This window comes from Pengzhenrongella phosphoraccumulans (assembly GCF_045689905.1).
GTDB lineage: Bacteria > Actinomycetota > Actinomycetes > Actinomycetales > Cellulomonadaceae > Pengzhenrongella > Pengzhenrongella phosphoraccumulans.
Map to the genome: position 1 here is coordinate 3,962,459 of NZ_CP144210.1, position 23,829 is coordinate 3,986,287.

The 23,829-nt window shown below is 71.9% G+C and carries 25 protein-coding genes and 1 pseudogene; 16 read left to right on the forward strand and 10 right to left on the reverse strand.

From position 1 onward, the window contains the following. The first annotated feature begins 43 nt into the window (after positions 1–43). The 6 genes from sufD to VTA80_RS18340 are packed head-to-tail and all read left to right on the forward strand — an operon-like array spanning position 44 to position 4,632. Positions 44–1,282: a Fe-S cluster assembly protein SufD gene (sufD, locus tag VTA80_RS18315; RefSeq protein WP_407342511.1), complete on the forward strand. Its 1,239-nt coding sequence runs from the start codon at positions 44–46 to the stop codon at positions 1,280–1,282. Next, positions 1,279–1,629, forward strand: a complete 351-nt coding sequence (locus tag VTA80_RS18320; protein WP_407342512.1) for a non-heme iron oxygenase ferredoxin subunit — start codon at positions 1,279–1,281, stop codon at positions 1,627–1,629. The genes sufD and VTA80_RS18320 overlap by 4 nt, the downstream gene beginning before the upstream one ends. Beyond that, positions 1,630–2,400 carry a Fe-S cluster assembly ATPase SufC gene (gene sufC, locus VTA80_RS18325; protein WP_407342513.1) on the forward strand — a complete coding sequence of 257 codons (771 nt, stop codon included), beginning with the start codon at positions 1,630–1,632 and terminating at the stop codon, positions 2,398–2,400. 38 nt (positions 2,401–2,438) lie between these two features. Continuing rightward, the gene (locus VTA80_RS18330) at positions 2,439–3,773 is read left to right on the forward strand and encodes a SufS family cysteine desulfurase (protein WP_407342514.1); all 1,335 of its coding nucleotides are present in this window, start codon (positions 2,439–2,441) and stop codon (positions 3,771–3,773) included. Beyond that, a complete protein-coding gene (gene sufU / locus VTA80_RS18335) occupies positions 3,770–4,288 on the forward strand; it encodes a Fe-S cluster assembly sulfur transfer protein SufU (protein ID WP_407342515.1) in 519 nt (172 codons plus the stop codon). Before VTA80_RS18330 ends, sufU begins: the two co-directional genes overlap by 4 nt. Continuing rightward, positions 4,285–4,632: a metal-sulfur cluster assembly factor gene (locus tag VTA80_RS18340; RefSeq protein ID WP_407342516.1), complete on the forward strand. Its 348-nt coding sequence runs from the start codon at positions 4,285–4,287 to the stop codon at positions 4,630–4,632. Before sufU ends, VTA80_RS18340 begins: the two co-directional genes overlap by 4 nt. Positions 4,633–4,672: 40 nt before the next feature. Here VTA80_RS18340 and VTA80_RS18345 read toward each other — a convergent pair whose 3' ends face one another. From VTA80_RS18345 to VTA80_RS18360, 4 genes are all read right to left on the reverse strand, one after another. Next, positions 4,673–5,638: an ornithine cyclodeaminase family protein gene (locus tag VTA80_RS18345; protein ID WP_407342517.1), complete on the reverse strand. Its 966-nt coding sequence runs from the start codon at positions 5,636–5,638 to the stop codon at positions 4,673–4,675. Positions 5,639–5,716: 78 nt separating this feature from the next. Next, positions 5,717–6,325: an energy-coupling factor transporter transmembrane component T family protein gene (locus VTA80_RS18350; RefSeq protein WP_407342518.1), complete on the reverse strand. Its 609-nt coding sequence runs from the start codon at positions 6,323–6,325 to the stop codon at positions 5,717–5,719. Beyond that, complete coding sequence (locus VTA80_RS18355; protein ID WP_407342519.1) at positions 6,322–7,020, reverse strand: energy-coupling factor ABC transporter ATP-binding protein; 699 nt, start codon at positions 7,018–7,020, stop codon at positions 6,322–6,324. The genes VTA80_RS18350 and VTA80_RS18355 overlap by 4 nt, the downstream gene beginning before the upstream one ends. Before the next feature lie 11 nt (positions 7,021–7,031). After that, complete coding sequence (locus VTA80_RS18360; RefSeq protein ID WP_407342520.1) at positions 7,032–7,700, reverse strand: biotin transporter BioY; 669 nt, start codon at positions 7,698–7,700, stop codon at positions 7,032–7,034. A 107-nt stretch (positions 7,701–7,807) separates the two neighbouring features. On the opposite strand from VTA80_RS18360, the gene VTA80_RS18365 reads away from it, so the two are divergent. Beyond that, a complete protein-coding gene (locus VTA80_RS18365) occupies positions 7,808–9,406 on the forward strand; it encodes an ABC-F family ATP-binding cassette domain-containing protein (protein ID WP_407342521.1) in 1,599 nt (532 codons plus the stop codon). Positions 9,407–9,437: 31 nt separating this feature from the next. Here the strand turns inward: VTA80_RS18365 and VTA80_RS18370 are convergent, their stop codons facing one another. The 3 genes from VTA80_RS18370 to VTA80_RS18380 are packed head-to-tail and all read right to left on the reverse strand — an operon-like array spanning position 9,438 to position 10,901. Then, complete coding sequence (locus VTA80_RS18370; RefSeq protein WP_407342522.1) at positions 9,438–10,325, reverse strand: SURF1 family protein; 888 nt, start codon at positions 10,323–10,325, stop codon at positions 9,438–9,440. After that, entirely contained in the window at positions 10,322–10,594 is a 273-nt protein-coding gene (locus VTA80_RS18375; RefSeq protein ID WP_407342523.1) for a hypothetical protein, read from the reverse strand. Before VTA80_RS18375 ends, VTA80_RS18370 begins: the two co-directional genes overlap by 4 nt. Continuing rightward, positions 10,587–10,901: a DUF3099 domain-containing protein gene (locus tag VTA80_RS18380; protein ID WP_407342524.1), complete on the reverse strand. Its 315-nt coding sequence runs from the start codon at positions 10,899–10,901 to the stop codon at positions 10,587–10,589. The genes VTA80_RS18375 and VTA80_RS18380 overlap by 8 nt, the downstream gene beginning before the upstream one ends. A gap of 253 nt (positions 10,902–11,154) precedes the next feature. Between VTA80_RS18380 and fabG the strand changes: the two genes are divergently transcribed. The 3 genes from fabG to VTA80_RS18395 all read left to right on the forward strand — a co-directional run bounded on the left by fabG (position 11,155) and on the right by VTA80_RS18395 (position 13,225). After that, complete coding sequence (gene fabG / locus VTA80_RS18385) at positions 11,155–11,847, forward strand: 3-oxoacyl-ACP reductase FabG (protein WP_407342525.1); 693 nt, start codon at positions 11,155–11,157, stop codon at positions 11,845–11,847. Between the two features lie 73 nt (positions 11,848–11,920). Beyond that, positions 11,921–12,688, forward strand: coding sequence for an enoyl-ACP reductase FabI (gene fabI / locus VTA80_RS18390; RefSeq protein ID WP_407342526.1), 768 nt, complete (start codon positions 11,921–11,923; stop codon positions 12,686–12,688). Between the two features lie 6 nt (positions 12,689–12,694). Continuing rightward, positions 12,695–13,225 carry a SixA phosphatase family protein gene (locus VTA80_RS18395; RefSeq protein ID WP_407342527.1) on the forward strand — a complete coding sequence of 177 codons (531 nt, stop codon included), beginning with the start codon at positions 12,695–12,697 and terminating at the stop codon, positions 13,223–13,225. 62 nt (positions 13,226–13,287) lie between these two features. On the opposite strand, the gene serB is transcribed toward VTA80_RS18395, so the two are convergent. Beyond that, positions 13,288–13,959 carry a phosphoserine phosphatase SerB gene (gene serB, locus VTA80_RS18400; RefSeq protein WP_407345814.1) on the reverse strand — a complete coding sequence of 224 codons (672 nt, stop codon included), beginning with the start codon at positions 13,957–13,959 and terminating at the stop codon, positions 13,288–13,290. 103 nt (positions 13,960–14,062) lie between these two features. Continuing rightward, entirely contained in the window at positions 14,063–15,304 is a 1,242-nt protein-coding gene (locus tag VTA80_RS18405) for a glucose-1-phosphate adenylyltransferase (protein ID WP_407342528.1), read from the reverse strand. An 82-nt stretch (positions 15,305–15,386) separates the two neighbouring features. Here VTA80_RS18405 and glgA point away from each other — a divergent pair, with 82 nt between their 5' ends. Further along, positions 15,387–16,604 carry a glycogen synthase gene (gene glgA, locus VTA80_RS18410; RefSeq protein WP_407342529.1) on the forward strand — a complete coding sequence of 406 codons (1,218 nt, stop codon included), beginning with the start codon at positions 15,387–15,389 and terminating at the stop codon, positions 16,602–16,604. 56 nt (positions 16,605–16,660) lie between these two features. Here glgA and VTA80_RS18415 read toward each other — a convergent pair whose 3' ends face one another. Beyond that, the gene (locus VTA80_RS18415) at positions 16,661–17,455 is read right to left on the reverse strand and encodes a hypothetical protein (RefSeq protein ID WP_407342530.1); all 795 of its coding nucleotides are present in this window, start codon (positions 17,453–17,455) and stop codon (positions 16,661–16,663) included. A 41-nt stretch (positions 17,456–17,496) separates the two neighbouring features. Here VTA80_RS18415 and VTA80_RS18420 point away from each other — a divergent pair. The 5 genes and pseudogenes from VTA80_RS18420 to VTA80_RS18440 all read left to right on the forward strand — a co-directional run bounded on the left by VTA80_RS18420 (position 17,497) and on the right by VTA80_RS18440 (position 23,806). Further along, positions 17,497–18,281, forward strand: a pseudogene (locus tag VTA80_RS18420) (ABC transporter ATP-binding protein). A gap of 98 nt (positions 18,282–18,379) precedes the next feature. Next, on the forward strand, positions 18,380–18,862 hold the full coding sequence (locus tag VTA80_RS18425; protein WP_407342531.1) for an NfeD family protein: 483 nt from the start codon (positions 18,380–18,382) through the stop codon (positions 18,860–18,862). Next, positions 18,859–19,980, forward strand: coding sequence for an SPFH domain-containing protein (locus VTA80_RS18430; RefSeq protein WP_407342532.1), 1,122 nt, complete (start codon positions 18,859–18,861; stop codon positions 19,978–19,980). The genes VTA80_RS18425 and VTA80_RS18430 overlap by 4 nt, the downstream gene beginning before the upstream one ends. Positions 19,981–20,039: 59 nt before the next feature. Continuing rightward, entirely contained in the window at positions 20,040–21,788 is a 1,749-nt protein-coding gene (locus VTA80_RS18435) for an ABC transporter ATP-binding protein (RefSeq protein WP_407342533.1), read from the forward strand. A 95-nt stretch (positions 21,789–21,883) separates the two neighbouring features. After that, positions 21,884–23,806 (forward strand): ABC transporter ATP-binding protein, encoded by a 1,923-nt coding sequence (locus VTA80_RS18440; RefSeq protein WP_407345815.1) that lies wholly within the window; start codon positions 21,884–21,886, stop codon positions 23,804–23,806. The last annotated feature ends 23 nt before the right edge of the window (positions 23,807–23,829 follow it).

A 23,829-nucleotide genomic window follows, 5' to 3' on the forward strand; every position in this document is an offset into this window, starting at 1 on the left:
TAGCGAGACTCACGCAGTGACCACCGATAGCGAGACTCACGCAGTGACCGACCGCGCCACGCCGGACGGCCTGTCGACCGACCACACGCGCGCCGTCGCCGACGGCACGCACTCGCACGGGAGCGGCGGGACGCCGCAGGGCTCCCGCGCGGAGCGCAAGACGTCGTTCGACGTCGCGGACTTCCCGCTGCCCCACGGTCGCGAGGAGGAGTGGCGGTTCGCCCCCGTCGACCGGATCGCCCCGCTGTTCGCCGCGGAGCTGCCCGGTCACGGCATCCTCACCACCGTCATCGAGGCGCCCGAGGTCGTCGTCGAGATCGTCGACCGCGACGATCCCCGGCTCGGCCGGGCGGGCAAGCCCGGTGACCGCACCGCGGCCGCCGCGTGGTCCTCGTTCCACCGCGCCACGGTCGTCACCGTGCCGGCCCAGGTCGTCGCCTCGACCGTCACCTCGATCCGGGTCGAGGGCGTCGACGGTGCCGCGCGGGACGCCACGGCGTCGCACGTGCTCGTGCACGCCAAGGAGCTCTCCGAGTCCGTGATCGTCCTGGACCACCAGGGTGACGCCACGTTGTCCGAGACGGTCGAGATCGTCGTCGAGGACGGCGCGAAGCTGACCCTCGTGTCCGTGCAGGACTGGGCCCCCGGCGCCGTGCACATGGCCTCGCACCGCATCACGATGGGCCGCGACGCCCGCGTCAAGCACGTCGTGGTCACGCTCGGCGGCGACGTCGTCCGCGTGACGCCTGACGCCGAGTTCACCGGCGAGGGTGGCGAGCTCGAGATGCTCGGGCTGTACTTCGCCGACGCGGGCCAGCACCAGGAGCACCGCCTGTTCGTCGACCACGGCGTGCCGAAGTGCCGGTCGCGGGTCACGTACAAGGGCGCGCTGCAGGGTGCCGGCGCGCACACGGTGTGGGTCGGTGACGTGCTGATCCAGGCGGCCGCCGAGGGCACCGACACGTACGAGCTCAACCGGAACCTCATCCTGTCGGATGGTGCCCGGGCCGACTCCATCCCGAACCTCGAGATAGAGACCGGGCTCATCGAGGGTGCGGGCCACGCGTCCGCGACCGGGCGGTTCGACGACGAGCAGCTGTTCTACCTCGAGTCGCGCGGGATCCCCGAGGACGACGCCCGTCGGCTGGTGGTACGCGGCTTCTTCGCCGATGTGGTCCATCAGATCGGCGTCCCCGAGATCGAGGACCGCCTCCTGCGGTCGATCGAGCTCGAGCTCGAGCGCAGCATGACCGTGATTGACACCGAGCTGGCGGAGGCATGAGCGCACAGCTCGCCTGCCTGACGGCCGACGTCGGCGTCTGCGGCACCTTCCGCGTCGAGCTGGAAGCCGCGACCGGGACGGTCGAGGTCGCCGTCGTCCGCGGCGAGGACGGCGAGCTGCACGCCATCTCGGACATCTGCTCGCACGGGGCAGTGTCGTTGGCGGAGGGCGAGGTGGAGGGCAGCACGATCGAGTGCTGGCTGCACGGCTCGCGGTTCGACCTGCGCACCGGCGTCCCGACCGGCCTCCCGGCCGTCCGCCCCGTCCCCGTGTACCCCCTGACCGTCGACGGCGAGCGAGTGCTCGTCGACGTCGACGCCCCCCTCACTGCCGGCAAGGAGAACTAGATGTCCACGCTCGAGATCCGCGACCTGCACGTCAGCGTCGAGACGAAGGAGGGCCCCAAGCAGATCCTGCGCGGGGTCGACCTGACCGTCGCCAGCGGCGAGACGCACGCCATCATGGGCCCGAACGGGTCGGGCAAGTCGACCCTGGCGTACTCGCTCGCCGGCCACCCGAAGTACCAGGTCACGTCCGGCACCGTGCTGCTCGACGGCCAGGACGTGCTCGCCATGAAGGTGGACGAGCGGGCCCGCGCGGGCATGTTCCTCGCGATGCAGTACCCGGTCGAGGTCCCCGGCGTCAGCGTGTCGAACTTCCTGCGCACCGCCAAGACCGCGATCGACGGCGAGGCGCCGAAGCTGCGCACCTGGGTCAAGCAGATGTCGACCGCGATGGACGCCCTGCGCATGGATCCCGAGTTCGCCCAGCGCTCGGTCAACGAGGGGTTCTCGGGCGGCGAGAAGAAGCGGCACGAGATCCTCCAGATGGAGCTGCTCAACCCGAAGTTCGCGATCCTTGACGAGACCGACTCGGGCCTCGACGTCGACGCGCTGCGCGTGGTCTCCGAGGGCGTCAACCGGGTTCGCGCGGGCGGTGAGGTCGGCGTCCTGCTGATCACCCACTACACGCGCATCCTGCGGTACATCACGCCGGACTTCGTGCACGTCTTCGTCGACGGCCGGATCGCCGAGCAGGGTGGACCCGAGCTGGCCGACCGGCTCGAGGCCGAGGGCTACGACCGGTTCCTGCCCACCGGTGCGTCCGCCTCGGCCTGACGAAGGCTCCAGCCCGCTTAGCCCGAAAGGCACATCTCATGACCGCCCATCTCGACCTCCCCGCCCTGAGCGGGGCTGAGCTCGCGGCGGTACGCGCGGACTTCCCGCTCCTCGCGCGCACCTTGCGCGACGGGCGACCGCTCGTCTACCTCGACTCGGGAGCGACGTCGCAGAAGCCCGACGTCGTGCTCGACGCCGAGCAGGACTTCTACCGCCAGCGCAACGCGGCGGTGCACCGCGGCGCGCACCAGCTGGCCGAAGAGGCGACCGAGGCGTTCGAGCTGGCGCGCGCCGAGGTGGCGTCGTTCGTCGGCGTCGACCCCGGCGAGCTCGTGTGGACCTCGAACGCGACGGCGGGGCTCAACCTCGTCGCGTACGCGATCGGCAACGCCACCGCGGGCCGTGGGGGCATGGCGGCGCGCCGGTTCGCGCTCGCACCTGGTGATCAGATCGTGGTCACCGAGTCCGAGCACCACGCCAACCTCGTGCCCTGGCAGGAGCTCGCGGCCCGCACCGGCGCGACCCTGCGCTGGATCGGGGTGGACGACTCCGGTCGGCTGCGTACCGACCAGCTGGGCTCGGTCGTCACCGACCGCACCCGCGTGCTGGCGTTCACGCACGCCTCGAACGTCACCGGAGCGGTGACCGACGTGGCGAAGTTCGTCGCGCGGGCCCGTGAGGTCGGTGCGCTCACCGTGCTCGACGCCTGCCAGAGCGTGCCGAACCTGCCCGTCGACCTGGCCGCCCTCGGCGTCGACTTCGCCGCGTTCTCCGGCCACAAGATGCTCGGTCCGACCGGGGTCGGCGCGCTCTACGGGCGTCGTGAGCTGCTCGAGGCCCTTCCGCCGGTCACCACCGGGGGCTCGATGGTCGAGGTCGTCACGATGGAGGCCGCGACGTACGCGCCGCCGCCGCAGCGGTTCGAGGCCGGCACGCAGATGATCGCGCAGGCGATCGGGATGGGCGCCGCGGCGCGGTACCTCGGCGAGCTCGGCATGGAGGGCGTCGCGGCCCACGAGGCCGTCCTCACCCGGGCGATGCTCGAGGCCGTCGCGTCGGTGCCCCACGTGCGGGTCCTCGGCCCGCTCGACCCCGCCGACCGCCTCGCGACGGTCTCGTTCGTCGTCGATGGCGTGCACGCGCACGACGTCGGCCAGGTGCTCGACGACGCCGGCATCGCCGTGAGGGTCGGCCACCACTGCGCGCAGCCGCTGCACCGCCGGTTCGGCGTCGCCGCTTCGGCGCGCGCCTCGGCGTCGGTCTACACGACCGTCGAGGAGATCGACGCGTTCCGGGAAGCACTTGCGGGTGTCCGGGCGTTCTTCGGACTGAACGAGCCCGTCGGTGTGAAGCAGGGAGGTCCGACCGCATGACCAGTGCGATGGAACAGCTGTACCAGCAGGTCATCCTGGACCACGCGAAGTACCCGCACGGGCGCGGCCTGGGCGCCGAGGTCGGAGCCACCCCGGGCCACGCCGTCGGCCAGTCCCACCAGGTCAACCCGACCTGCGGTGACGAGGTCACCCTGCGGGTCGAGATCGACACCCGGCCCGGTGACGACGTCGGGGTGGTGCGCACCGTGACCTGGGACGGTCAGGGCTGCAGCATCTCGCAGGCGTCGATCTCCGTGCTGACCGATCTGGTCACCGGGGTCGGGCTGGCCGAGGTCGACCGCATCTCCGAGTCGTTCCGCGCTCTCATGCACGCCCGGGGTGCCGGGCTGGACGACGAGCAGGAAGAGGCTCTCGGGGACGCCACGGCGTTCACCGGTGTCGCGAAGTATCCGGCCCGGATCAAGTGCGCGCTGCTCGGCTGGGCCGCGCTGCGGGATGCCATCGCCCGATCCGGCGCGGGAGTGCCGGTCACGAGTTTCGAGGAGCAGCCATGACCACCACGACGCCCCCCAGCCCGAGCCCGTCGATGCCGCCGTCGGTCGCCGACATCGAGGAGGCTCTGCGCGACGTCATCGATCCTGAGCTCGGGATCAACATCGTCGACCTCGGCCTGGTCTACGGGCTGACCGTCGATCAGAGCAACAACGTGGTCATCGACATGACCCTGACCTCGGCCGCCTGCCCGCTCACCGACGTGATCGAGGACCAGACCGCGACGAGCCTGGAGGGCATGGTCTCGACCTTCCGGATCAACTGGGTCTGGATGCCGCCGTGGGGCCCGGAGAAGATCACGCCTGACGGTCGCGAGCAGATGCGTGCGCTCGGCTTCAACATGTGACCTTCGCGGTTCGACGGGTCGACAGGTCTGGTCGACAGGTCTACAGGTCGACGACGCGGCCGGCGCCGGCGGCGAGGGCCGCGAGGTAGACCCGGTGCGCGGTCACGACGTCGAGCGCGGCGAAGCCGACGGACTCGAACACCGTGAGCTGGTCCGCGCGCTGGCGACCCGGGGCGGTACCGGTCAGCACCGCCCCGAGGGTGACCACGCTCGGGGCCGCGAGCCGACCCGTGGCGAGCGGCACCGTGAGGTCGCCGGCCTCCACGAGGGCGGCGGCGGTGTCTATCACGACGCGGTCGGCGCGCGTCATCAGCTCGCCGTCGAGCTCCTGCATGTCCGGCGTGTACGCCCCCATGCCGTTGACGTGGGTGCCCGCGACAGCGAGCCGACCGTCGAACACCGGTCGGCGCGAGGTCGTCACGGCCGTGATGAGGTCCGCGCCGTCGACGGCGTGCGCGGGCGATGCCACCGCGAGGACCCGCGCGCCGTACCGGTCGGCGAGCGTCGACCGCATGCGGGCCACGAAGGCCGCGGTCCGCTCCGGGTCGCGGCCCGCGACGCGCACCTCCTCGAGCTCGCGGACGCAGAGCATCGCCTCGAGCTGATCGGCCGCCTGACCGCCGGTGCCGATCAGGGCGCCCACCCGGGCGTCCGTCCGGGCGAGGGCGTCCGTGGCGGCGCCCTGCAGTGCGCCGGTGCGCAGCTGCGTGAGGGCGGTGCCGTCCAGGAGCGCGCGCACTGCCCCGGTCGCGCCGTCAAGCAGGAGGACGGTCGCGGTGACCCCACGTGGGAACACCGCGGCGACCTTGAGCCCCACCGTGGCGAGGTCCGGCACCGCGGCCGGCATCACGAGCACGTGGCCGTCGTGCTCGGGCGCGGCGAGGTTGGTGCGCAACGGGACGTCGCACCGGCCGTTCGCGTCGAGCCGGAGGGCCTCCCGCGACGCCTCGATGGCCTGCGACATGGTCAGCAGCGCGCGGACGTCCGTGGCGGTGAGCACGAGCATGCGGTTGGTTCCTTCGACGAGGAGGGCAAGAGCGGGGATGAACGACAGCGGGAGCGGGCGCCGGCGGGGCCGGGCGGCTCAGTCGCCGAGACCTCGCGCGGCCAGCGCCTCGCCGGTGGCTCGGGCGCGGGCCACCGTCCGCACAGCCGCGGGCACCAGCAGGGCACGCAGGTCGCGCTCGAGGCCACGGGCGCGGGCGGCGTCGCGCACCTCGCCCATGGTCGCCAGGAGCGCGGGCACGGTGCGCAGCATGAGGGCCACCGACAGCGCGAGGATCTCGGGGCGCAGGCCGACGTGCCGCAGCGGGCGTGCGGCCCGCTCGAGGGCATCGAGCATCCGGTCGGCGGGGGTCGTGGCGGTGACGACCCCCGCGGCAACCACGAGCGTGAGCAGGTCGGCCGACACCTCGATCGCGACGGCTGCGCCCTGCTGCCACCACTGGAACGCTGCCAGGCCCGCGACTCCCGCGAGCACCGGAGCAAGGCCGACGAGGGTCGCGCGGACGGGCACGCGCGCGACGGCGGTCGCAGCGAGGGCGAGGGCCAGCAGCGCGAGCGCACCGATCGGGCCACGCAGCACCATGACGGCGACCCCGAGCAGGGTCAGGGCCGCGAGCTTGGCGCTGACCGGGGCCCGGTGCAGCGCCGTCGTGCCCGGGTAGTAGAGGCCGAGCGAGCCGCCCGTCACCGGACCGCCATCCGGTCGCGGTAGGCCCCCACCGCGACCTCGCCGGGGCCGTCCGCCACGACCCGGCCGTCGTCGACGACGAGAACGCGATCGGAGCGCGTCGCCGCGTCGAGGTCGTGGGTGACCATCAGCACCTGCTGGTCGAGCGAGGCGAGCAGCTCGTCGACGACCCGCCGCCAGCGCAGGTCGAGTAGCGTCGTCGGCTCGTCGCACACCAGGATCGCGGGTTCGGTGGCCAGCACCCCGGCGAGCGCGAGCAGCTGCTTCTGCCCGCCGGACAGCGCGTGCACGCTGACCTCGGCCAGCCCGGCGAGCCCGAACCGGTCCAGGACGGCGCGCACGCGCTCGTCGCGCTCCGCCGCATCGATCCGCAGCCGTCGCAGCGACAGGGCGACGTCCTCCCGTGGTGTGGGCATGACGAGCTGGGCGTCCGGGTCGGTGAAGACGAAGCCGACGCGGCGGCGGATCGCGGCGCCGTCGCGCGCGGTGTCGAGCCCGTCGACGAGCACCCGTCCCGCCGTGGGGAGCACGAGGCCGTTGACCAGTCGGGCGAGGGTCGACTTGCCCGAGCCGTTCGCCCCGACGACGGCGACCCGGCGTTCCGTGATCGTGAGATCGACCGCGTCGAGGATCCGCACGTCGGGTGCGCCGGGACTGCCCTCGACGAGGACGGCGACGTCGTCGAACCGGATCACGGGCGCGGCTCTCAGCGGCGCTGGCGGAGCATGTCCGGGAAGGCCCGGAAGATGGCGGCGGCGACGGCGGCGACGGCGAGGTTCTTGAGCAGGTCCCCGGGGGCGAAGACCAGGCCGAACTGGATCGCCGCCAGCGGCTCGAGGTTCGCGCGCCAGGCCAGGACGGCGAAGCCGATCGGGTAGATGACGACGAGGGTGGCGACGGTCGCCGCGCCGAACAGCACGAGCGGGCGCAACGCCGGGCGGACGCGGCGGGCGAACGAGGCGAGGTACCCGGCGAGCGCGGCGGCGAGCGGGAAGGCGATCAGGTAGCCGAACGAGGGCTTGGCCACGACCGCGAGACCGCCCGTGCCCTGGGCGAAGACCGGCATCCCGGCCAGCCCGACGGCGAGGTAGAGCCCGACGGCGAGGGCGCCCCGGCGAGGTCCGAGCACCACACCCGCGAGCATGACGCCGAACGTCTGCAGGGTGATGGGGACGGTCAGACCGGCGACCGGGATCGAGGGGACCAGGGCGCAGACGGCGATGAAAGCCGCGAACGTCGCCACGAGGGCGACATCCGTCGCGGTGCCGGATCGGGCGCCGGAACGGGCCGCGGACCGGGCTCCGGCGGTGGGCGGCGCACCGGCCCCGGGCAGGGCCACAGCGGCGGTCGGGTCGTTGCGGGGCGCGGTCGACATGGGTCTCCTTGGCGGTCGGGGGCGGCTTCCCACGCTAGCCGGTCGTAGACTCGTGTGCGTTTGTGCCCGCATCCAACGCTCGCGGGCCGCGTTCGAAGGAATCCTCATTGATCACTGCCCATGCCGTCGAGCTGCGCTTCGGCGCACGTGTCCTGCTCGAGGCGGCGAGCTTCCGGATCGCCGCGGGGGACCGGATCGGTCTCGTCGGCCGCAACGGCGCCGGCAAGACCACCCTCACCAAGACCCTCGCAGGCGAGAGCCTGCCGTCCGCAGGTCAGATCACCCGTACCGGCGAGGTCGGCTACCTGCCGCAGGACTCGCGCACCGGCGACCACACCATGCTCGCGATGGATCGCGTGCTGTCCGCGCGCGGCCTGGACGAGATCGTGCGCGGCCTGCGCGAGACCGAGGTCGCGATGGCCAGCGTGGTCGACGAGACCCGCGACGCCGCGATGGAGCGCTACACGCGCCTCGAGGCGCGGTTCACGGCGGCCGGTGGCTACGCCGCCGAGAGCGAGGCGGAGCGGATCGCGTCCAACCTCGGTCTCGACGACCGCGTGCTCGAGCAGGAGTGCGGCACGCTCTCCGGTGGCCAGCGCCGCCGGGTCGAGCTCGCGCGGATCCTGTTCTCGGGCGTGGACACCTTGCTGCTCGACGAGCCCACGAACCACCTTGACGCCGACTCGATCGTCTGGCTGCGCGACTACCTCAAGGCGTACCCCGGCGGCCTGATCGTCATCAGCCACGACAACGACCTGCTGCGCGCGGTGGCGAACAAGGTGTTCCACCTCGACGCCAACCGTGGCGAGCTCGACCAGTACAACCTCAAGTGGGACGCGTACCTGCACCAGCGCGAGACCGACGAGAAGCGGCGCAAGCGCGAGCGGGCGAACACCGAGAAGAAGGCGTCCGTGCTGCTGCTGCAGGCGGACAAGATGCGCGCCAAGGCCACCAAGGCCGTCGCCGCGCAGAACATGGCCCGACGCGCCGAGCGCATGCTGGCCGGCCTCGAGGCCGTGCGTGCGAACGACAAGATCGCGCACATCCGGTTCCCCACCCCGGCGCCCTGCGGCAAGACGCCGCTCACGGCCGAGGGCCTGAGCAAGACGTACGGCTCGCTCGAGGTCTTCACCGACGTCAGCCTGGCGATCGACCGGGGCAGCCGGGTCGTCATCGTCGGGCTCAACGGTGCCGGCAAGACGACGCTGCTGCGCATGCTCGCGGGCGTCGACGAGCCCGACACCGGCCAGGTGAAGGCCGGGCACGGGCTCAAGCTCGGCTACTACGCGCAGGAGCACGAGACGCTCGACGACACCCGCTCGGTCGTGGAGAACATGCGGTCGGCTGCGCCGGACCTCACCGACACCCAGGTGCGCAACGTGCTCGGCTCGTTCCTGTTCTCCGGGGACGACGCCGACAAGCCGGTCAAGGTGCTCTCCGGTGGCGAGAAGACCCGGCTCGCGCTCGCGGCCCTGGTCGTGTCGTCGGCCAACGTGCTGCTCCTGGACGAACCGACGAACAACCTCGACCCGGCGAGCCGTGGGGAGATCCTGCGCGCCCTGCACAACTACGAGGGTGCCGTCGTGCTCGTCTCGCACGACGAGGGCGCCGTCGAGGCGCTCAACCCCGAGCGCGTCGTCCTGCTGCCCGACGGCGTCGAGGACCTCTGGGGCCCGGACTACGCCGACCTGATCTCGCTGGCCTAGGCCGGCCCGGAGTCTCTGGTCGGCTGAGCTCTCAGCCCAGCTGGGAGTCGATCAGCGCGTCCTCGATCTCCTCGGCGGTCGGGCCTTTGCGGCGGCCGGGTCGACCCGAGGGATCGGGCGGCTCGGCCCCGGGGTCGGATTCGTGCAGCTCGCGCCGCGCGAGGATCGAGAACCCGATCAGCGAGCCGAGCGCGAACGTCCACCACTGGAACGCGTAGGACAGGTGCGAGCCGGGGTCGATGCTCGGCTTGGGCAGGACCCCGACGTCGTCGGGCACCCGGGACTGCTCGGTGGACAGGGCCCCGTACGCCGCGTAGGCGTCGACCGTGCCCGGGGCGATCCCGCCGGCGGTCAGGACCTGGTCGACCGAGATGGCCTGCACCTCGCCGCGCGGGGCGTCGCGCACCGAGACGGGCTCGTCGGCCCGCAGCCGGACGACGATCTCGACCGTGCCGTCGGGCGGTGCGGGCAGGGCGTCGGGCCGGTCGGAGCTCTGGCCGGTCGGCACCCAGCCGCGATCGACCACCAGCACCGCACGACGCGTCCCCTCGCTCTGACTGGAGGTCGGGTCCGCGGTCGGGTCGGCGGTCGGTCCCGTGACGATGAACGGCACCAGGACGTGGAACCCGGCCTGCCCGTTGATCGGGCGGTTGCGCAGCAGCGCGGTGGCGTCCGCGGCATAGTGCCCGACGACGCTCACCGGTCGCCACACGTCGTCGGCGGGCAGGGCCGCGGTCGGGTCGGCGAGCAGCTCGGAGAGTGGGACGGGGTCAGCGCCGTAGCTGCTCTCGATCTGGGCGATGACGGCGTCCCGGGCGGTGTGCCGGTTCCACTGCCAGCGGCCGAGCAGGCTGCAGACCACTGCGAGCACGACGGCGAGCACGACGAGCCCCGTGGCGCGTCGGGCGGCGGGGCTCACGGCAGGTCTCGCGACGCTCCGGAGGTGCCACCGGCGACCGTCGCGAGCTCGGACACGGGCACGGTGCCGCGCAGGAAGTCGCGCGCGCCGAGGAACTGCTCGAGGTGCTCGCGGTGGTCCGAGCACGCGAGCCAGACCTTGCGCCGGTTCGCGGTGTGCAGCTTCGGGTTGTTCCAGAGCAGGCCCCAGGCGGCCTCGGCCCCGCAGCCGCGGGCGCTGCACACGAGCTCGTCGACGGGGTCCGGGGTGGGTCGCAGGAGGTCAGTCACGCGGACCATCCTGCCCGCTGCCCAGCGCGCGCGGGTCCATCAGCGGGGGGTCGACCTCGCGCCGCTCGCGGCCCGCGTTCGCCAGGATCACCGCGAAGTAGGGGAGCACGACGGCGCCGAGCAGCAGGAGGGCGGAGATCCACACCGGGATGCGGCCCCAGGTCGCCACGGCGCCGAGGAAGCACGCGACGCGGATGCCCATCTGGACGAGGTAGCGGCGCGTACGCCGCGCGACCTCGTCGGCCAGCGGTTCAGGGACGGAGGTGATCCGGGGAACCTCGGGGGTGCCGGAGCGGGGCTTGCTCACCGGGTGAGTTTACGTGGTCGGGTCCGGCGCGGCCCAGCGGAACTGGGACCATCTTGCGAGGTTCTTGTGGGAGTCGGACAACGAGCGGGCCGGATCGTGTCCGGCGTCGCGCTCACCGCCGCGGCGGCGGGTCAGATAACCTCAGTCCCCGTAACCGCAGGGCGAGTGCCCGAATCGTCGAGATGCAGCACTGGAAGAGAGTTGACGCGTGAGCGACAGCAGCAGTGAGCCCCGTAGCAGCCAGCCTCGCAGCGTGCTGGTGACCGGAGCGAACCGCGGGATCGGTCGCGCCATCGCCCAGCGGTTCGTCGCCGCCGGCGACAAGGTCGCCACGATCTACCGCACCGGCGAGCTGCCCGACGGCGTCCTCGGGGTCGTCGGCGACGTCCGCGACACGGCGTCGGTCGACGCCGCGTTCACCGCGATCGAGGCGGCGCACGGTCCGGTCGAGGTCCTCGTGGCCAACGCCGGCGTGACGCGTGACCAGCTGCTCATGCGGATGACCGACGACGACTTCGAGCAGGTGCTGGACGTCAACGTCACCGGCTCGTTCCGGTGCGTGCGCCGGGCCTCGAAGGGCATGATCCGGCTACGCCGCGGGCGCATCATCTTCATCTCCTCGGTGGTCGGCCTGTACGGCTCGCCCGGTCAGGTGAACTACGCCGCCTCGAAGTCCGCCCTCGTGGGCATGGCCCGGTCGATCACCCGCGAGCTCGGCGGGCGCGGGATCACGGCGAACCTCGTCGCCCCCGGCTTCGTCGACACCGCGATGACGGCCGAGCTGCCGCCCGAGCGACAGGCCGCCTACCGGGCGGCGATCCCCGCCGGGCGGTTCGCCCAGGCCGACGAGGTGGCCGGCGTCGTGCTCTTCCTCGCGTCGAACGACGCGGCCTACATCAACGGCGCCGTCATCCCGGTCGACGGCGGTCTCGGCATGGGGCACTAGCGCCCACGTCCGGCTCCACGCTTTGTCCTGACAAGCACTCCTTGCTCCACCCGAACCGAACGGAAGTCAGCTCATGGGTCTGCTTGACGGCAAGAAGCTCCTGATCACCGGTGTTCTCACCGACGGCTCGATCGCCTTCCACGTGGCACGCCTCGCGCAGGAGCAGGGGGCCGAGGTCGTCCTGACGTCCTTCGGCCGCCAGTTCCGGCTGACCCAGGCGATCTCGCGGCGCCTGCCGGTCGCGGCGCCGGTCATCCAGCTCGACGTCACGTCGGCCGAGGACCTCGACGCGCTCGCGGACCGGGTCCGGGAGCACACCGACCACCTCGACGGCGTCGTGCACTCGATCGGGTTCGCGCCCCAGTCCGTCATGGGCGGCAAGTTCCTCACCGCCGAGTGGAAGGACGTCTCGACCGCCATCGAGGTCTCGGCGTTCTCGCTGAAGTCGCTCGCGGTCGCGGCCAAGCCGCTGCTCGGTCGCGGCTCGTCGATCGTCGGCCTGACGTTCGACGGTCGCTACGCCTGGCCGGTCTACGACTGGATGGGCGTGGCCAAGGCCGCGTTCGAGGCCACCTCGCGGTATCTCGCCCGCGACCTCGGGCCCGAGGGCATCCGGGTGAACCTCGTGTCGGCGGGTCCGATCCGCACCACGGCCGCGAAGTCCATCCCCGGCGTCTCGCGCCTCGAAGAGGGTTGGCCCGAGCGCGCCCCGCTCGGCTGGGACGTCTCCGACCCCGAGCCCACGGCCCGCGCCGTCGCTGCGCTGCTCTCCGACTGGTTCCCCGCCACGACGGGGGAGATGGTGCACGTCGACGGTGGCCTGCACGCGACGGGGGCCTGAGCGCCCATGACCCCCACGGCGGACGCGCCCCGTCGGCTCGTGCTCCTGCGGCACGCCAAGGCCGAGCACTCTGGTCGGGAGGTCGACGAAAAGCGACCGCTGGCCCTCGCCGGCCGGCGACAGTGCGCGCAGATCGGCGCTGCGCTGACGGCGCGGGACCTCGTGCCCGAGCTCGTGCTGTGCTCGTCCGCGGTCCGCACCCGGCAGACGTGGGACCTGGTGCGGACCGGGCTCGGCGGGGCCAGCCCGGAGGTCGAGTTCAGCGGCGTCCTGTACGACGCCGGCGTGTCCGAGGTGCTCGCCCTGGTGCAGCAGGTGCCCGACGAGGTGCGCACGGTGCTCGTCGTGGGGCACGAGCCGACGATGTCGGCGGTGGCGGCGACGCTCGCAAGCTCGGCGTCCGACAAGGCAGCTGTCGCGCACGTGCGGGCCGGGACGTCGACCGGGACGTTCTCCGTGCTCGACGTCGCCGGCCCGTGGTCCGGTCTGGCGCGCGGAGCTGCACGCCTGCACACGGTCGTCGCGCCGACGCACTGATCCGGCGGCCGGGCTGACCCGGTGGGCAGGCTGACCCGGTGGGCAGACTGACCCGCCTGCGGTCAGGCGTTGTCGACGAGCTCGAGCACCGCGTCGAGGCGGCCGTCCACGGCGACGTCGGCCGCCTGCCGCACGAGGGGCTTGGCGTTGAACGCGACGCTGAACCCCGCCGCCGCGAGCATCGCGAGGTCGTTCGCGCCGTCGCCGATGGCAATCGTGTGGGCGAGGTCGATGCCCTCGGCCGCGGCGTACTCCCGCAGAGCGGCCTCCTTGGCGGCCCGGTCGACCACCGCGCCCCGCACGCGTCCGGTGAGCCGGCCGCCGGCCACCTCGAGCCGGTTGGCGCGCGTGCGCGTGATGCCGAGCGATGCCGCGAGCGGCTCGACGACCTCGGCGAACCCCCCGGACACCAGCCCGACCGGCCAGTCGCGCCGGTGCAGCTCGGTGAGCAGCTCGCGCGCCCCCGGCGTGAGCTCGAGCTCGGCCCGGACGTCGTCGAGCACCGCGACCGGCAACCCCGCGAGCGTGGCGACCCGCTCGTGCAGCGACGTCGCGAAGTCGATCTCACCGCGCATGGCGCGGTCGGTGATGGCCGCGACCTGCGCGCGCGAACCCGCGTGCGCCGCGAGCAGCTCGATCACCTCGGCCGTGATCAGGGTCGAGTCGACGTCCATCACCACGAGCCGGCGGGCACGGGTCGGGGCATCGGTCGGTCGGTCGTCGGGGGAAGGCATCACCCGCGCAGGCTACGGCGTGGGCAGGCGCTGCGTTGCGCCTGCCCACGCCGACGAGCTGGACCAGTTCTCGAGGGACAGGTCAGATCTCGACGACTGCGCCTCAGATCTCGACGACGGTGCCCTTCGGGACCACGGTGATCCCGGAGTCCGTGACGGTGAAACCGCGTTCGAGGTCGTGCTTGCGGTCGAGCCCGATCCGGGCCCGCTCGGGCACGACGACGTTCTTGTCGAGGATCGCCCGGTGGACCTGCGCGTGCCGGTGCACCTGGACACCGTCCATGAGCACGCTGTCGGACACGGCCGACCACGAGTGCAGGTACACCCCGGGCGACAGGACGGAACCGGACACCCCGGCCCCCGAGACGATCACGCCGGGGGAGACGAGCGAGTCGGCGGCGTAGCCGATCCGGTCCGGGCCCGCGTGCACGAACTTCGCCGGCGGCAGGCCGGTGTAGCCCGTGTGCAGCGGCCACTCGTAGTTGTAGACGTTGAACACGGGCTCGATCGAGATCAGGTCGCGGTCCGCGTCGAAGTACGAGTCGATGGTGCCCACGTCGCGCCAGTAGTCGCGGTCGCGGTCGGTCGAGCCGGGCACGTCGTTGCGGATGAAGTCGTACACGCCGGCCGCACCGCGCTCGACGAAGGCCGGCACGAGGTCGCCGCCCATGTCGTGGCGAGAGGTCGGGTTCTCGGCGTCGGCGGTGACGGCCCGGACGAGGGCGTCGGCGTTGATGACGTAGTTGCCCATCGAGGCGAGGATCTCGCCGGGGGAGTCCGCGATCGGGATCGGGTCGGCCGGCTTCTCCCGGAACGCGGAGATGCGGGTCGGGTCGGACGGGTCGGTCTCGATCACGCCGAACTCGGTCGACATCGCGATCGGCTGGCGGATGGCCGCGACCGTGAGCTCGGCACCGGACTCGATGTGGGCGTCGACCATCTGGGAGAAGTCCATGCGGTAGACGTGATCCGCACCGACCACGACGACGATGTCGGGCCGTTCGTCATCGATGATGTTCAGGCACTGGTAGATCGCGTCCGCGCTGCCGAGGTACCAGTGCTTGCCGACCCGCTGCTGTGCGGGGACCGGGGCGACGTAGTTGCCGAGGAGAGCGGACATCCGCCACGTCTTGGCGATGTGGCGGTCCAGGCTGTGTGACTTGTACTGCGTCAGCACGACGACCTGGAGATACCCGGAGTTGATGACGTTCGACAGGGCGAAGTCGATCAGCCGATAGATCCCCCCGAAGGGCACGGCGGGCTTGGCGCGGTGGGTCGTCAGCGGCATAAGCCGCTTCCCTTCCCCACCCGCGAGGACGATTGCGAGGATGCGCGGCGTTGCCATGCCCCGACAGTAGGCCCGACGGGGGCCGCTCGGGTAACTAGTCCGTCATCGAACCTGTTCGTGTCGCGCTAGCGTGTCGCACGTGAGAGTCGACCTGTTGACACGTGAGTACCCGCCCAACGTCTACGGCGGAGCGGGGGTGCACGTCGCGGAGCTGTCCGCCGTCCTGCGGCGCAGCATCGACGTCCGTGTGCGCTGCTTCGACGGGCCCCGCGGCCCGGGCGCCGAGCGGGGGGTCACCGGCTATGCCGCGCCCGCGGAGCTGACCGGGGCCAACGCCGCGCTGGCGACGTTCGGGGTCGACCTCCAGATGGCCAACGACGTCGCGGGCACCGATCTGGTGCACTCCCACACCTGGTACGCGAACCTCGCGGGGCACCTCGCGAGCCTGCTGCACGGTGTGCCGCACATCCTCTCCGCGCACAGCCTCGAGCCGCTGCGTCCCTGGAAGGCCGAGCAGCTCGGTGGCGGCTATGCGCTGTCCAGCTGGGCCGAGCGGACGGCGTACGAGGGTGCCGCCGGCATCATCGCGGTGAGCGCCGGCATGCGTGCCGACATCCTGCGGTGCTACCCCCAGGTGGACCCGGCCAAGGTGCACGTGGTGCACAACGGGATCGACCTGGCCGGCTGGAAGCGCCCCGAGGGGGACGCTGCGACGACCGCCGACGCCGTCGTGCGCGGGCTCGGGATCGACCCCGACCGCCCGGCCGTCGTGTTCGTCGGACGGATCACGCGGCAGAAGGGGCTGCCCTACTTCTTGCGCGCGGCCGAGCGGCTGCCGGCCGACGTCCAGGTCATCCTGTGCGCCGGCGCGCCCGACACCCCCGAGATCGCCGCCGAGGTCGAGGGCCTGGTCGCCGCGCTCGCCGCGAAGCGGGACGGCGTGGTGTGGATCTCGCAGATGCTGCCTCGCCCCGAGCTCGTCGCCGTGCTCGCGAGCGCGACGGTGTTCGCCTGCCCGTCGATCTACGAACCCCTCGGCATCGTCAACCTCGAGGCCATGGCCGTCGGCCTGCCGGTCGTCGGGACCGCGACCGGGGGCATCCCCGAGGTCGTCGCCGACGGCGTCACGGGGCTGCTGGTGCCGATCGCCCAGGCGCAGGACGGCACGGGCACGCCGCTCGACCCCGAGGGGTTCGTGGCCGACCTCGCCGCCGCCCTGACGGAGCTCGTGAGCGATCCCACCCGAGCCGCCGCCATGGGGGTCGCCGCCCGTCGCCGGGTCGAGGACCACTTCGCGTGGGATGCCATCGCCGAGCGCACGCTCGAGGTCTACCGCGCGGTCCTCGCCGGGCGGTAGGCGGCAACCCGTCGGGCGAGGAGCAGCCGGGCGAGGAGCAGCCGGGCGAGGAGCTGCTACGAGCCGTCGCCGAGGCTGGTGGCAGCCGCGCTCATCGCTCGTCGGGCGGCCCGGTCGACCTCGCGCAGCGCCGTGGACCGCTGATCGGCCTGCCACAGGTTGACGGCGCCGCCGTCGTCGGCCGTGGCGAGCTCGACGATCGCGCGCAGCCGCGCGGCGGTGACCAGGACCCGCAGCCGCCGACCGTCGAGCCCCGGCGGTACCTGCCAGCCCAGGTCGGCATCGGCGCGCAGCGCGGCGATCGCGTTCGCGGCGTCGGGTCGCCAGCGGGCGACGTCGAGCGACGCGAGCGCGTCCGTGGCCGAGATGAGCGCGCCACGCAGCTCGCGCTCGGCATCGGCGAGCGAGCCCACCGTGCCCAGCAGGGTCGTGCGCCAGTCCGGGACCCGGTGAACCGACCAGGAGACCAGGTGGCCCGGCTCCCACGCGCTGCCGAACTCCTCGATCTCGGGGACCGCGGCAAAGGTGCCCTCGCCGGTCCGCACGAGCACACACTCTTGCGCGTCGATCGCCGCCGCGCTGATCGCCGCGGGGACGCCGGCGACGTCGCCCGGGGTGGGCAGGAGCGCGGCCACGTCGTGCGGACCGCTGGCCCAGGCCGCGAGGAGGTCCGGGAGCTGGTCGCCCGCGAAGCTGGGGTCGTCGTCGTGGGTGACGGTGTGCGGCTCGTCGTCCCCCTGGACGGCGCGGACCGCCTGCGCCAGCGGCGCGGAACCCGCGCCGACGTGCTGCACCCACAGGGCGAGCAGCACAGATCTCGGCAGGACTGACGGGGATACGGGTTCCTCCACCCAGCCCAACCTACGTGCCGCGCAGGCTAGGGTCGGTCATCATGAACGTGGTGCTCGACCTGCAGGACGTATCCATCCATCGAGGACCCAAGACGATCCTCGACTCGGTGAGCTGGCAGGTCCGGGAGGGCGAACGCTGGGTCGTGCTCGGCCGCAACGGTGCAGGCAAGACGACCCTCCTGCAGATCGCCGCCGGGCGGATGCACCCGTCGTCGGGCGTGGCCGAGCTGCTCGGGGAACGCATGGGGCGGGTCGACGTGTTCGAGCTGCGCCCGCGGATCGGGCTGGCGAGCTCCGCGCTCGCGGACCGCATCCCGCCGTCGGAGACCGTGCGCGACGTCGTGCTGACCGCCGCCTACGGCGTGACCGGCCGCTGGCGCGAGAGCTACGAGGACCTCGACCAGACGCGCGCCGGTGACCTGATGGCTGCCTTCGGCGTGGACTCGCTCGCCGACCGGACCTTCGGCACCCTGAGCGAGGGGGAGCGCAAGCGTGCCCAGATCGCCCGCGCCCTCATGACCGACCCCGAGCTCCTGCTGCTCGACGAGCCCGCCGCGGGCCTCGACCTGGGCGGGCGCGAGGAGCTGGTCTCCGCCCTCGCCGAGCTCGCGGGGACCGGCGCTCGCCGGTCCTCGTCCTGGTGACCCACCACGTCGAGGAGATCCCGCAGGGCTTCACGCACGTCCTGCTGCTCACCGACGGCCGCGTGCACGCCGCCGGGCCGATCGACGAGGTGCTCACCGCGCCGATGCTGTCCGGTGCGTTCGGGCTGGACCTGGTGGTCGAGAAGTCCGCCGGGCGCTGGTCGGCGCGCGCCGCGGCCTGATTTCGGACCGCACGCCGTCACCTAGGATGGGGCCATAGGCCCTCGTCACAGGGCTATCGGACGGGTTTGACCGGGTTCGATCGCGAAAGGGGTTCGCCATGGATGTCCTCTGGTGGGTCGGCGCAGCGTTGGCGTTCATCGTCGTCGAGATCGTGTCGGTGAACCTCGTGCTGATCATGTTCGCCGGCGGGGCCTTCGCCGCCGCCCTGGCGAACGTGCTGGGCGCCAACCCGGGCGTGCAGTTCGTCGTGTTCGCCCTGGTGTCCGGCCTGCTCCTGTTCGCGCTGCGGCCCTGGCTGCTGCGCCGGCTGCGGAGCCGGATGCCGCTGGTCGAGACGAACGCGGCCGCCCAGGTGGGCCGGGTCGCCGCCGTCGTCGCCGAGGTGAGCCCGTCCGGCGGGCGCATCAAGCTCGCGGGCGAGGTGTGGTCCGCCCGGACCGCTCGCGACGGTCTCGTCTTCCCTGCCGGCACCGAGGTGCGGGTGATCCGCATCGACGGGGCCACCGCCGTCGTCGACGGTTCGGTCCCCCCGCCTCGACCTGCAGCACCTGGCATTCCTGAGCACAAGGAGAGCGCATGAGCACCAGCCCGGCCGACATCGGCACCATCGCTGGCTACATCGTCCTGGGACTGTTCCTCCTCTTCGTCTTCGTGGCGATCGTCCGGGCGGTCCGGATCGTGCCGCAGGCGACCGCGCTCGTGATCGAGCGGCTCGGCCGCTACTCGCGCACCCTCGAGCCGGGGCTGCACCTGCTGATCCCGTTCGTGGACCGCGTGCGGGCCAGCGTCGACCTGCGTGAGCAGGTCGTCACGTTCGCACCGCAGCCCGTGATCACCTCGGACAACCTCGTGGTCAGCATCGACACGGTGCTGTACTTCCAGGTCACCGACCCCAAGAGCGCGGTCTACGAGATCGCGAACTACCTGTTCGGGATCGAGCAGATCACCGTCACGACGCTGCGTAACGTCATCGGGTCGATGGACCTCGAGCAGACGCTGACCAGCCGCGACCAGATCAACGGTCAGCTGCGAGGGGTGCTCGACGAGGCCACCGGCCGGTGGGGCATCCGCGTGAACCGCGTCGAGCTCAAGTCGATCGACCCGCCGCAGTCCATCCAGGGCTCGATGGAGATGCAGATGCGCGCCGAGCGCGACCGGCGCGCGGCCATCCTCACGGCCGAGGGTGTCAAGCAGTCGCAGATCCTCACGGCCGAGGGGGACAAGCAGGGCGCGATCCTGCGGGCCGAGGGGTCGGCCCAGGCGGCGATCCTCACCGCCGAGGGCGAGGCCCGCGCCATCCTGCAGGTGTTCGACGCCGTCCACCGCGGGGACCCGGACCCGAAGCTGCTCGCGTACCAGTACCTGCAGATGCTGCCGAAGATCGCGAGCACCCCGGCCAACAAGATGTGGTTCATCCCGTCCGAGCTGACCGGTGCCCTGAGCCAGTTCACGAACGGGTTCGCCGGGATGGCCAACGCCGATGGATCCGGTGAGCCCGCCCGGCCCGCCGGCTGGTCCCCGGTCGCGGGCACGTTGCCGCCGACCGCGCTCACCGACCCGGCAGTTGCGCTCGCCGAGGCCCGACGCGAGGCTGAGGCCGCAACGGCCGATGCCACGAGTGCGGGTTCCCTCAGCGGTGCGCCCTTCAATCGAGACGCCGAGGCCGGGCAGCGCCCGTTCGAGGCTCCCGAAGACTGACCTTCTCAACGACTGACCTGCTCCACGACTGACCTGATCCGAAGACCCCGGGGAGAACTGTGCTGATCCGGTTGCTGCAGCAGTACCTGCGCCCTTACACCACCCCCATCGCGGCGGTGCTGGTGCTGCAGCTCATCCAGACGCTGGCGACGCTGTACCTGCCCAGCCTCAACGCCCAGATCATCGACCACGGGATCGCCACGGGCGACACCGGGTACATCCTGCGCACCGGCGGCTGGATGCTGGTGGTCAGCCTGCTCCAGGTGGTGTGCGCGGTCGCGGCGGTCTACTTCGGGGCTCGGGCGGCGATGGCGTTCGGGCGCGACGTGCGCGAGGGGCTGTTCACCCGGGTCCAGGACTTCTCGGCCCAGGAGGTCGGGCACTTCGGGGCGCCGTCGCTCATCACGAGGACGACGAACGACGTGCAGCAGGTCCAGATGGTGGTGCTGCTCAGCTTCACGATGATGGTGATGGCGCCGATCATGCTGGTCGGCGGCGTCGTCATGGCACTGCGCGAGGACGTGGCGCTGTCCCGGCTGCTGCTCGTCGTCGTGCCCGTGCTGGGCATCGCCGTGGGCCTGATCGTGAGCCGGATGATCCCGTACTTCCGGTCCATGCAGAAGCGGATCGACCGGATCAACGCGGTGCTGCGTGAACAGATCACCGGGATCCGCGTGATCCGCTCGTTCGTCCGCGAGAAGCGCGAGTCCGAGCGCTTCGCGGTCGCCAACACCGCGCTGTTCGACACCTCGGTTCGCGTCGGCAAGCTCATGGCGCTCATGTTCCCGACCGTCATGCTCGTGATGAACGCGTCGAGCGTGGCCGTGATGTGGTTCGGTGCGCAGCGCATCGATGCCGGGCAGATGTCGATCGGGGCGCTGACCGCGTTCCTCATGTACATCATGTACATCCTCATGGCCGTGATGATCGCGACCATGATGTTCGTGATGGTGCCCCGCGCGGTGGTCTCCGCCGAGCGCATCGTCGAGGTGCTGGACACCGAGTCGACCGTGCGCCGGCCCGCGCACCCGGTGACCGCGGAGTCGGGGCCCGACGGTGTCCCGCGCGGCCAGCTCGAGCTGCGGCACGCCGAGTTCCGCTACCCGGGCGCCGAGTCGCCGGTGCTGCGCGACGTGAGCCTGATCGCGCGATCCGGGCAGACGACGGCGATCATCGGGTCGACCGGCTCCGGCAAGACGACCCTGATCAGCCTCGTGCCGCGCCTGTTCGACGTCACCGGTGGCGCGGTCCTGGTCGACGGCGTCGACGTGCGCGACCTCGAGCCCGACGACCTGTGGTCGCGCATCGGGCTCATCCCGCAGAAGCCGTTCCTGTTCAGCGGCACGGTCGAGTCGAACCTGCGCTACGGCAAGCCGGATGCGACCGACGACGAGCTCTGGCACGCGCTCGACGTCGCGCAGGGGCACGACTTCGTCGAGGCGATGCCGCGCGGGCTCGAGGGGCGGATCTCGCAGGGCGGTGCCAACGTGTCCGGCGGGCAGCGCCAGCGACTCGCGATCGCCCGCGCGCTGGTCAAGCGACCGTCGATCTACCTGTTCGACGACTCGTTCTCGGCGCTCGACTTCGCCACCGACGCTGCGCTGCGCGCCGCACTGGTGCCCGAGACGCAGGACGCCACGGTCGTGATCGTCGCCCAGCGGGTGTCCACGATCCGCAACGCCGACCAGATCATCGTGCTCGACGACGGCGCCGTCGTCGGCGTCGGGACGCACGCCGAGCTGATGGCCACGTCCGAGACGTATCGCGAGATCGTGCTGTCCCAGGTGACCGAGGAGGAGGCGGCGTGAGCGACGCGATCAAGGATGACGGCGTGAGCGACGCGATCAAGGACGACGCCCCGGACGAGACCGACGCCCCGGCTCTGCCGCGCCCCCAGGGCGGCATGCGTCACGGCCCGATGATGCCCGGCGGCATGCCGGCGGAGAAGTCGATGGACTTCCGTGGCTCCGGCCGCCGCCTGCTGGGCGTGCTGCGCCCGGAGCGGGCCAAGGTCGCCGGGGTCATGAGCCTCGCGGTGTCCTCGGTCGCCCTGGTGGTGCTCGGGCCCAAGATCCTCGGCACCGCGACCAACATCATCTTCGAGGGCATGATCGGCAAGCAGCTGCCCGCCGGGATCACGCAGCAGCAGGCGATCGACGCCGCGCGCGCGGCGGGGCAGACCACGTTCGCCGACCTGCTCAGCGGGATGACCGTCGTCCCCGGGGTCGGTATCGACTTCGACCGCCTCGGCCAGGTGCTCCTCGCCGTCCTGGCGATCTATGTGGGCTCGTTCGTGTTCGGCTGGCTCCAGGGCCGGATGACGACCGGCGTCGTGCAGCGGACCACCTTCCGGCTCCGGGCCGACGTCGAGGCCAAGCTGTCCCGGGTGCCGCTGCGGTACTTCGACCGTCAGCAGCGCGGCGAGGTGCTCTCGCGGGTCACGAACGACATCGACAACATCGCCCAGACGATGCAGCAGACCCTGTCGCAGCTCATCACGGCAGTCCTGACGGTCATCGGCGTGATCGTGATGATGTTCTGGATCTCGCCGCTGCTGGCCGTCGTCGCGCTGGTGACCGTGCCCCTGTCCGTCGTCATCACCGTGGCGATCGCCAAGCGCTCCCAGCCGCAGTTCGTCTCCCAGTGGGCGTGGACCGGCAAGCTCAACGCGCACATCGAGGAGATGTACACGGGCCACGCGCTCGTCAAGGTGTTCGGTCGGCAGAAGCAGGCGATCTCGACCTTCCACGAGCGTAACGGCGAGCTGTACGCCGCGAGCTTCAAGGCGCAGTTCATCTCGGGCATCATCCAGCCGGCGATGGGGTTCGTCGCGAACCTCAACTACGTGATCGTCGCCGTCGTCGGCGGTCTGCGGGTCGCCTCCGGCACGATGTCCCTCGGCGACGTGCAGGCCTTCATCCAGTACTCGCGCCAGTTCACGCAACCCATCACGCAGATCGCCTCGATGATGAACCTGCTCCAGTCCGGGGTGGCGTCCGCCGAGCGGGTCTTCCAGCTGCTCGATGCGGACGAGCAGAGCCCGGACCCTGACCCGCCGGCGGTCCTGCCGGTCCCGGTGAGCGGCCGCGTCGCGTTCGAGGACGTCTCGTTCCGGTACGAGAGCGACCGCCCGCTCATCGATCACCTTTCCCTCGTCGCCGAGCCGGGGCAGACGGTCGCCATCGTCGGCCCGACCGGCGCCGGCAAGACGACGCTGGTCAACCTCCTCATGCGGTTCTACGAGGTGGACTCCGGGCGGATCACGCTCGACGGCATCGACGTGGCGACCCTCACCCGCGATGCGCTGCGCTCGAAGATCGGCATGGTCCTGCAGGACACGTGGCTGTTCGGCGGGACGATCGCCGAGAACATCAGCTACGGCGCGACTGACGCGACCGAGGAGCAGATGTTGGCCGCCGCGCAGGCCACGCACGTGGACCGCCTCGTGCGGACGCTGCCGGACGGGTACGCGACCGTCCTCGACGACGAGGGTGCCAACGTGAGCGCGGGGGAGAAGCAGCTCCTGACGATCGCGCGCGCATTCCTCGCCGACCCGGCGATCCTCGTGCTCGACGAGGCGACGAGCTCGGTCGACACGCGCACCGAGGTCCTCGTGCAGCACGCGATGGCCGCCCTGCGGGTCGGGCGCACGTCCTTCGTCATCGCGCACCGGTTGTCCACGATCCGCGACGCCGACGTGATCCTCGTGATGGACGAAGGCGCGATCGTCGAGCAGGGCACGCACGACCAGCTCATCGCGGCCGACGGCGCGTACGCGGCGCTGTACGCGAGCCAGTTCGCGCTCGCTGCGGCCCCGATCGACTGAGCGACCGAGCGCGCCGTCGGGCC

What these genes read in the sequence shown, in the direction of transcription:
- sufU (WP_407342515.1), top strand. Translation starts at nt 3,770, where the DNA reads ATGACCAGTGCGATGGAACAGCTGTACCAGCAGGTCATCCTGGACCAC.
- VTA80_RS18340 (WP_407342516.1), top strand. Translation starts at nt 4,285, where the DNA reads ATGACCACCACGACGCCCCCCAGCCCGAGCCCGTCGATGCCGCCGTCG.
- VTA80_RS18405 (WP_407342528.1), bottom strand. Translation starts at nt 15,304, where the DNA reads ATGGCAACGCCGCGCATCCTCGCAATCGTCCTCGCGGGTGGGGAAGGG.
- VTA80_RS18430 (WP_407342532.1), top strand. Translation starts at nt 18,859, where the DNA reads ATGAGCACCAGCCCGGCCGACATCGGCACCATCGCTGGCTACATCGTC.
- sufC (WP_407342513.1), top strand. Translation starts at nt 1,630, where the DNA reads ATGTCCACGCTCGAGATCCGCGACCTGCACGTCAGCGTCGAGACGAAG.
- VTA80_RS18440 (WP_407345815.1), top strand. Translation starts at nt 21,884, where the DNA reads ATGCGTCACGGCCCGATGATGCCCGGCGGCATGCCGGCGGAGAAGTCG.
- fabI (WP_407342526.1), top strand. Translation starts at nt 11,921, where the DNA reads ATGGGTCTGCTTGACGGCAAGAAGCTCCTGATCACCGGTGTTCTCACC.
- serB (WP_407345814.1), bottom strand. Translation starts at nt 13,959, where the DNA reads ATGCCTTCCCCCGACGACCGACCGACCGATGCCCCGACCCGTGCCCGC.
- VTA80_RS18330 (WP_407342514.1), top strand. Translation starts at nt 2,439, where the DNA reads ATGACCGCCCATCTCGACCTCCCCGCCCTGAGCGGGGCTGAGCTCGCG.
- VTA80_RS18360 (WP_407342520.1), bottom strand. Translation starts at nt 7,700, where the DNA reads ATGTCGACCGCGCCCCGCAACGACCCGACCGCCGCTGTGGCCCTGCCC.
- VTA80_RS18425 (WP_407342531.1), top strand. Translation starts at nt 18,380, where the DNA reads ATGGATGTCCTCTGGTGGGTCGGCGCAGCGTTGGCGTTCATCGTCGTC.
- VTA80_RS18345 (WP_407342517.1), bottom strand. Translation starts at nt 5,638, where the DNA reads ATGCTCGTGCTCACCGCCACGGACGTCCGCGCGCTGCTGACCATGTCG.
- VTA80_RS18320 (WP_407342512.1), top strand. Translation starts at nt 1,279, where the DNA reads ATGAGCGCACAGCTCGCCTGCCTGACGGCCGACGTCGGCGTCTGCGGC.
- VTA80_RS18395 (WP_407342527.1), top strand. Translation starts at nt 12,695, where the DNA reads ATGACCCCCACGGCGGACGCGCCCCGTCGGCTCGTGCTCCTGCGGCAC.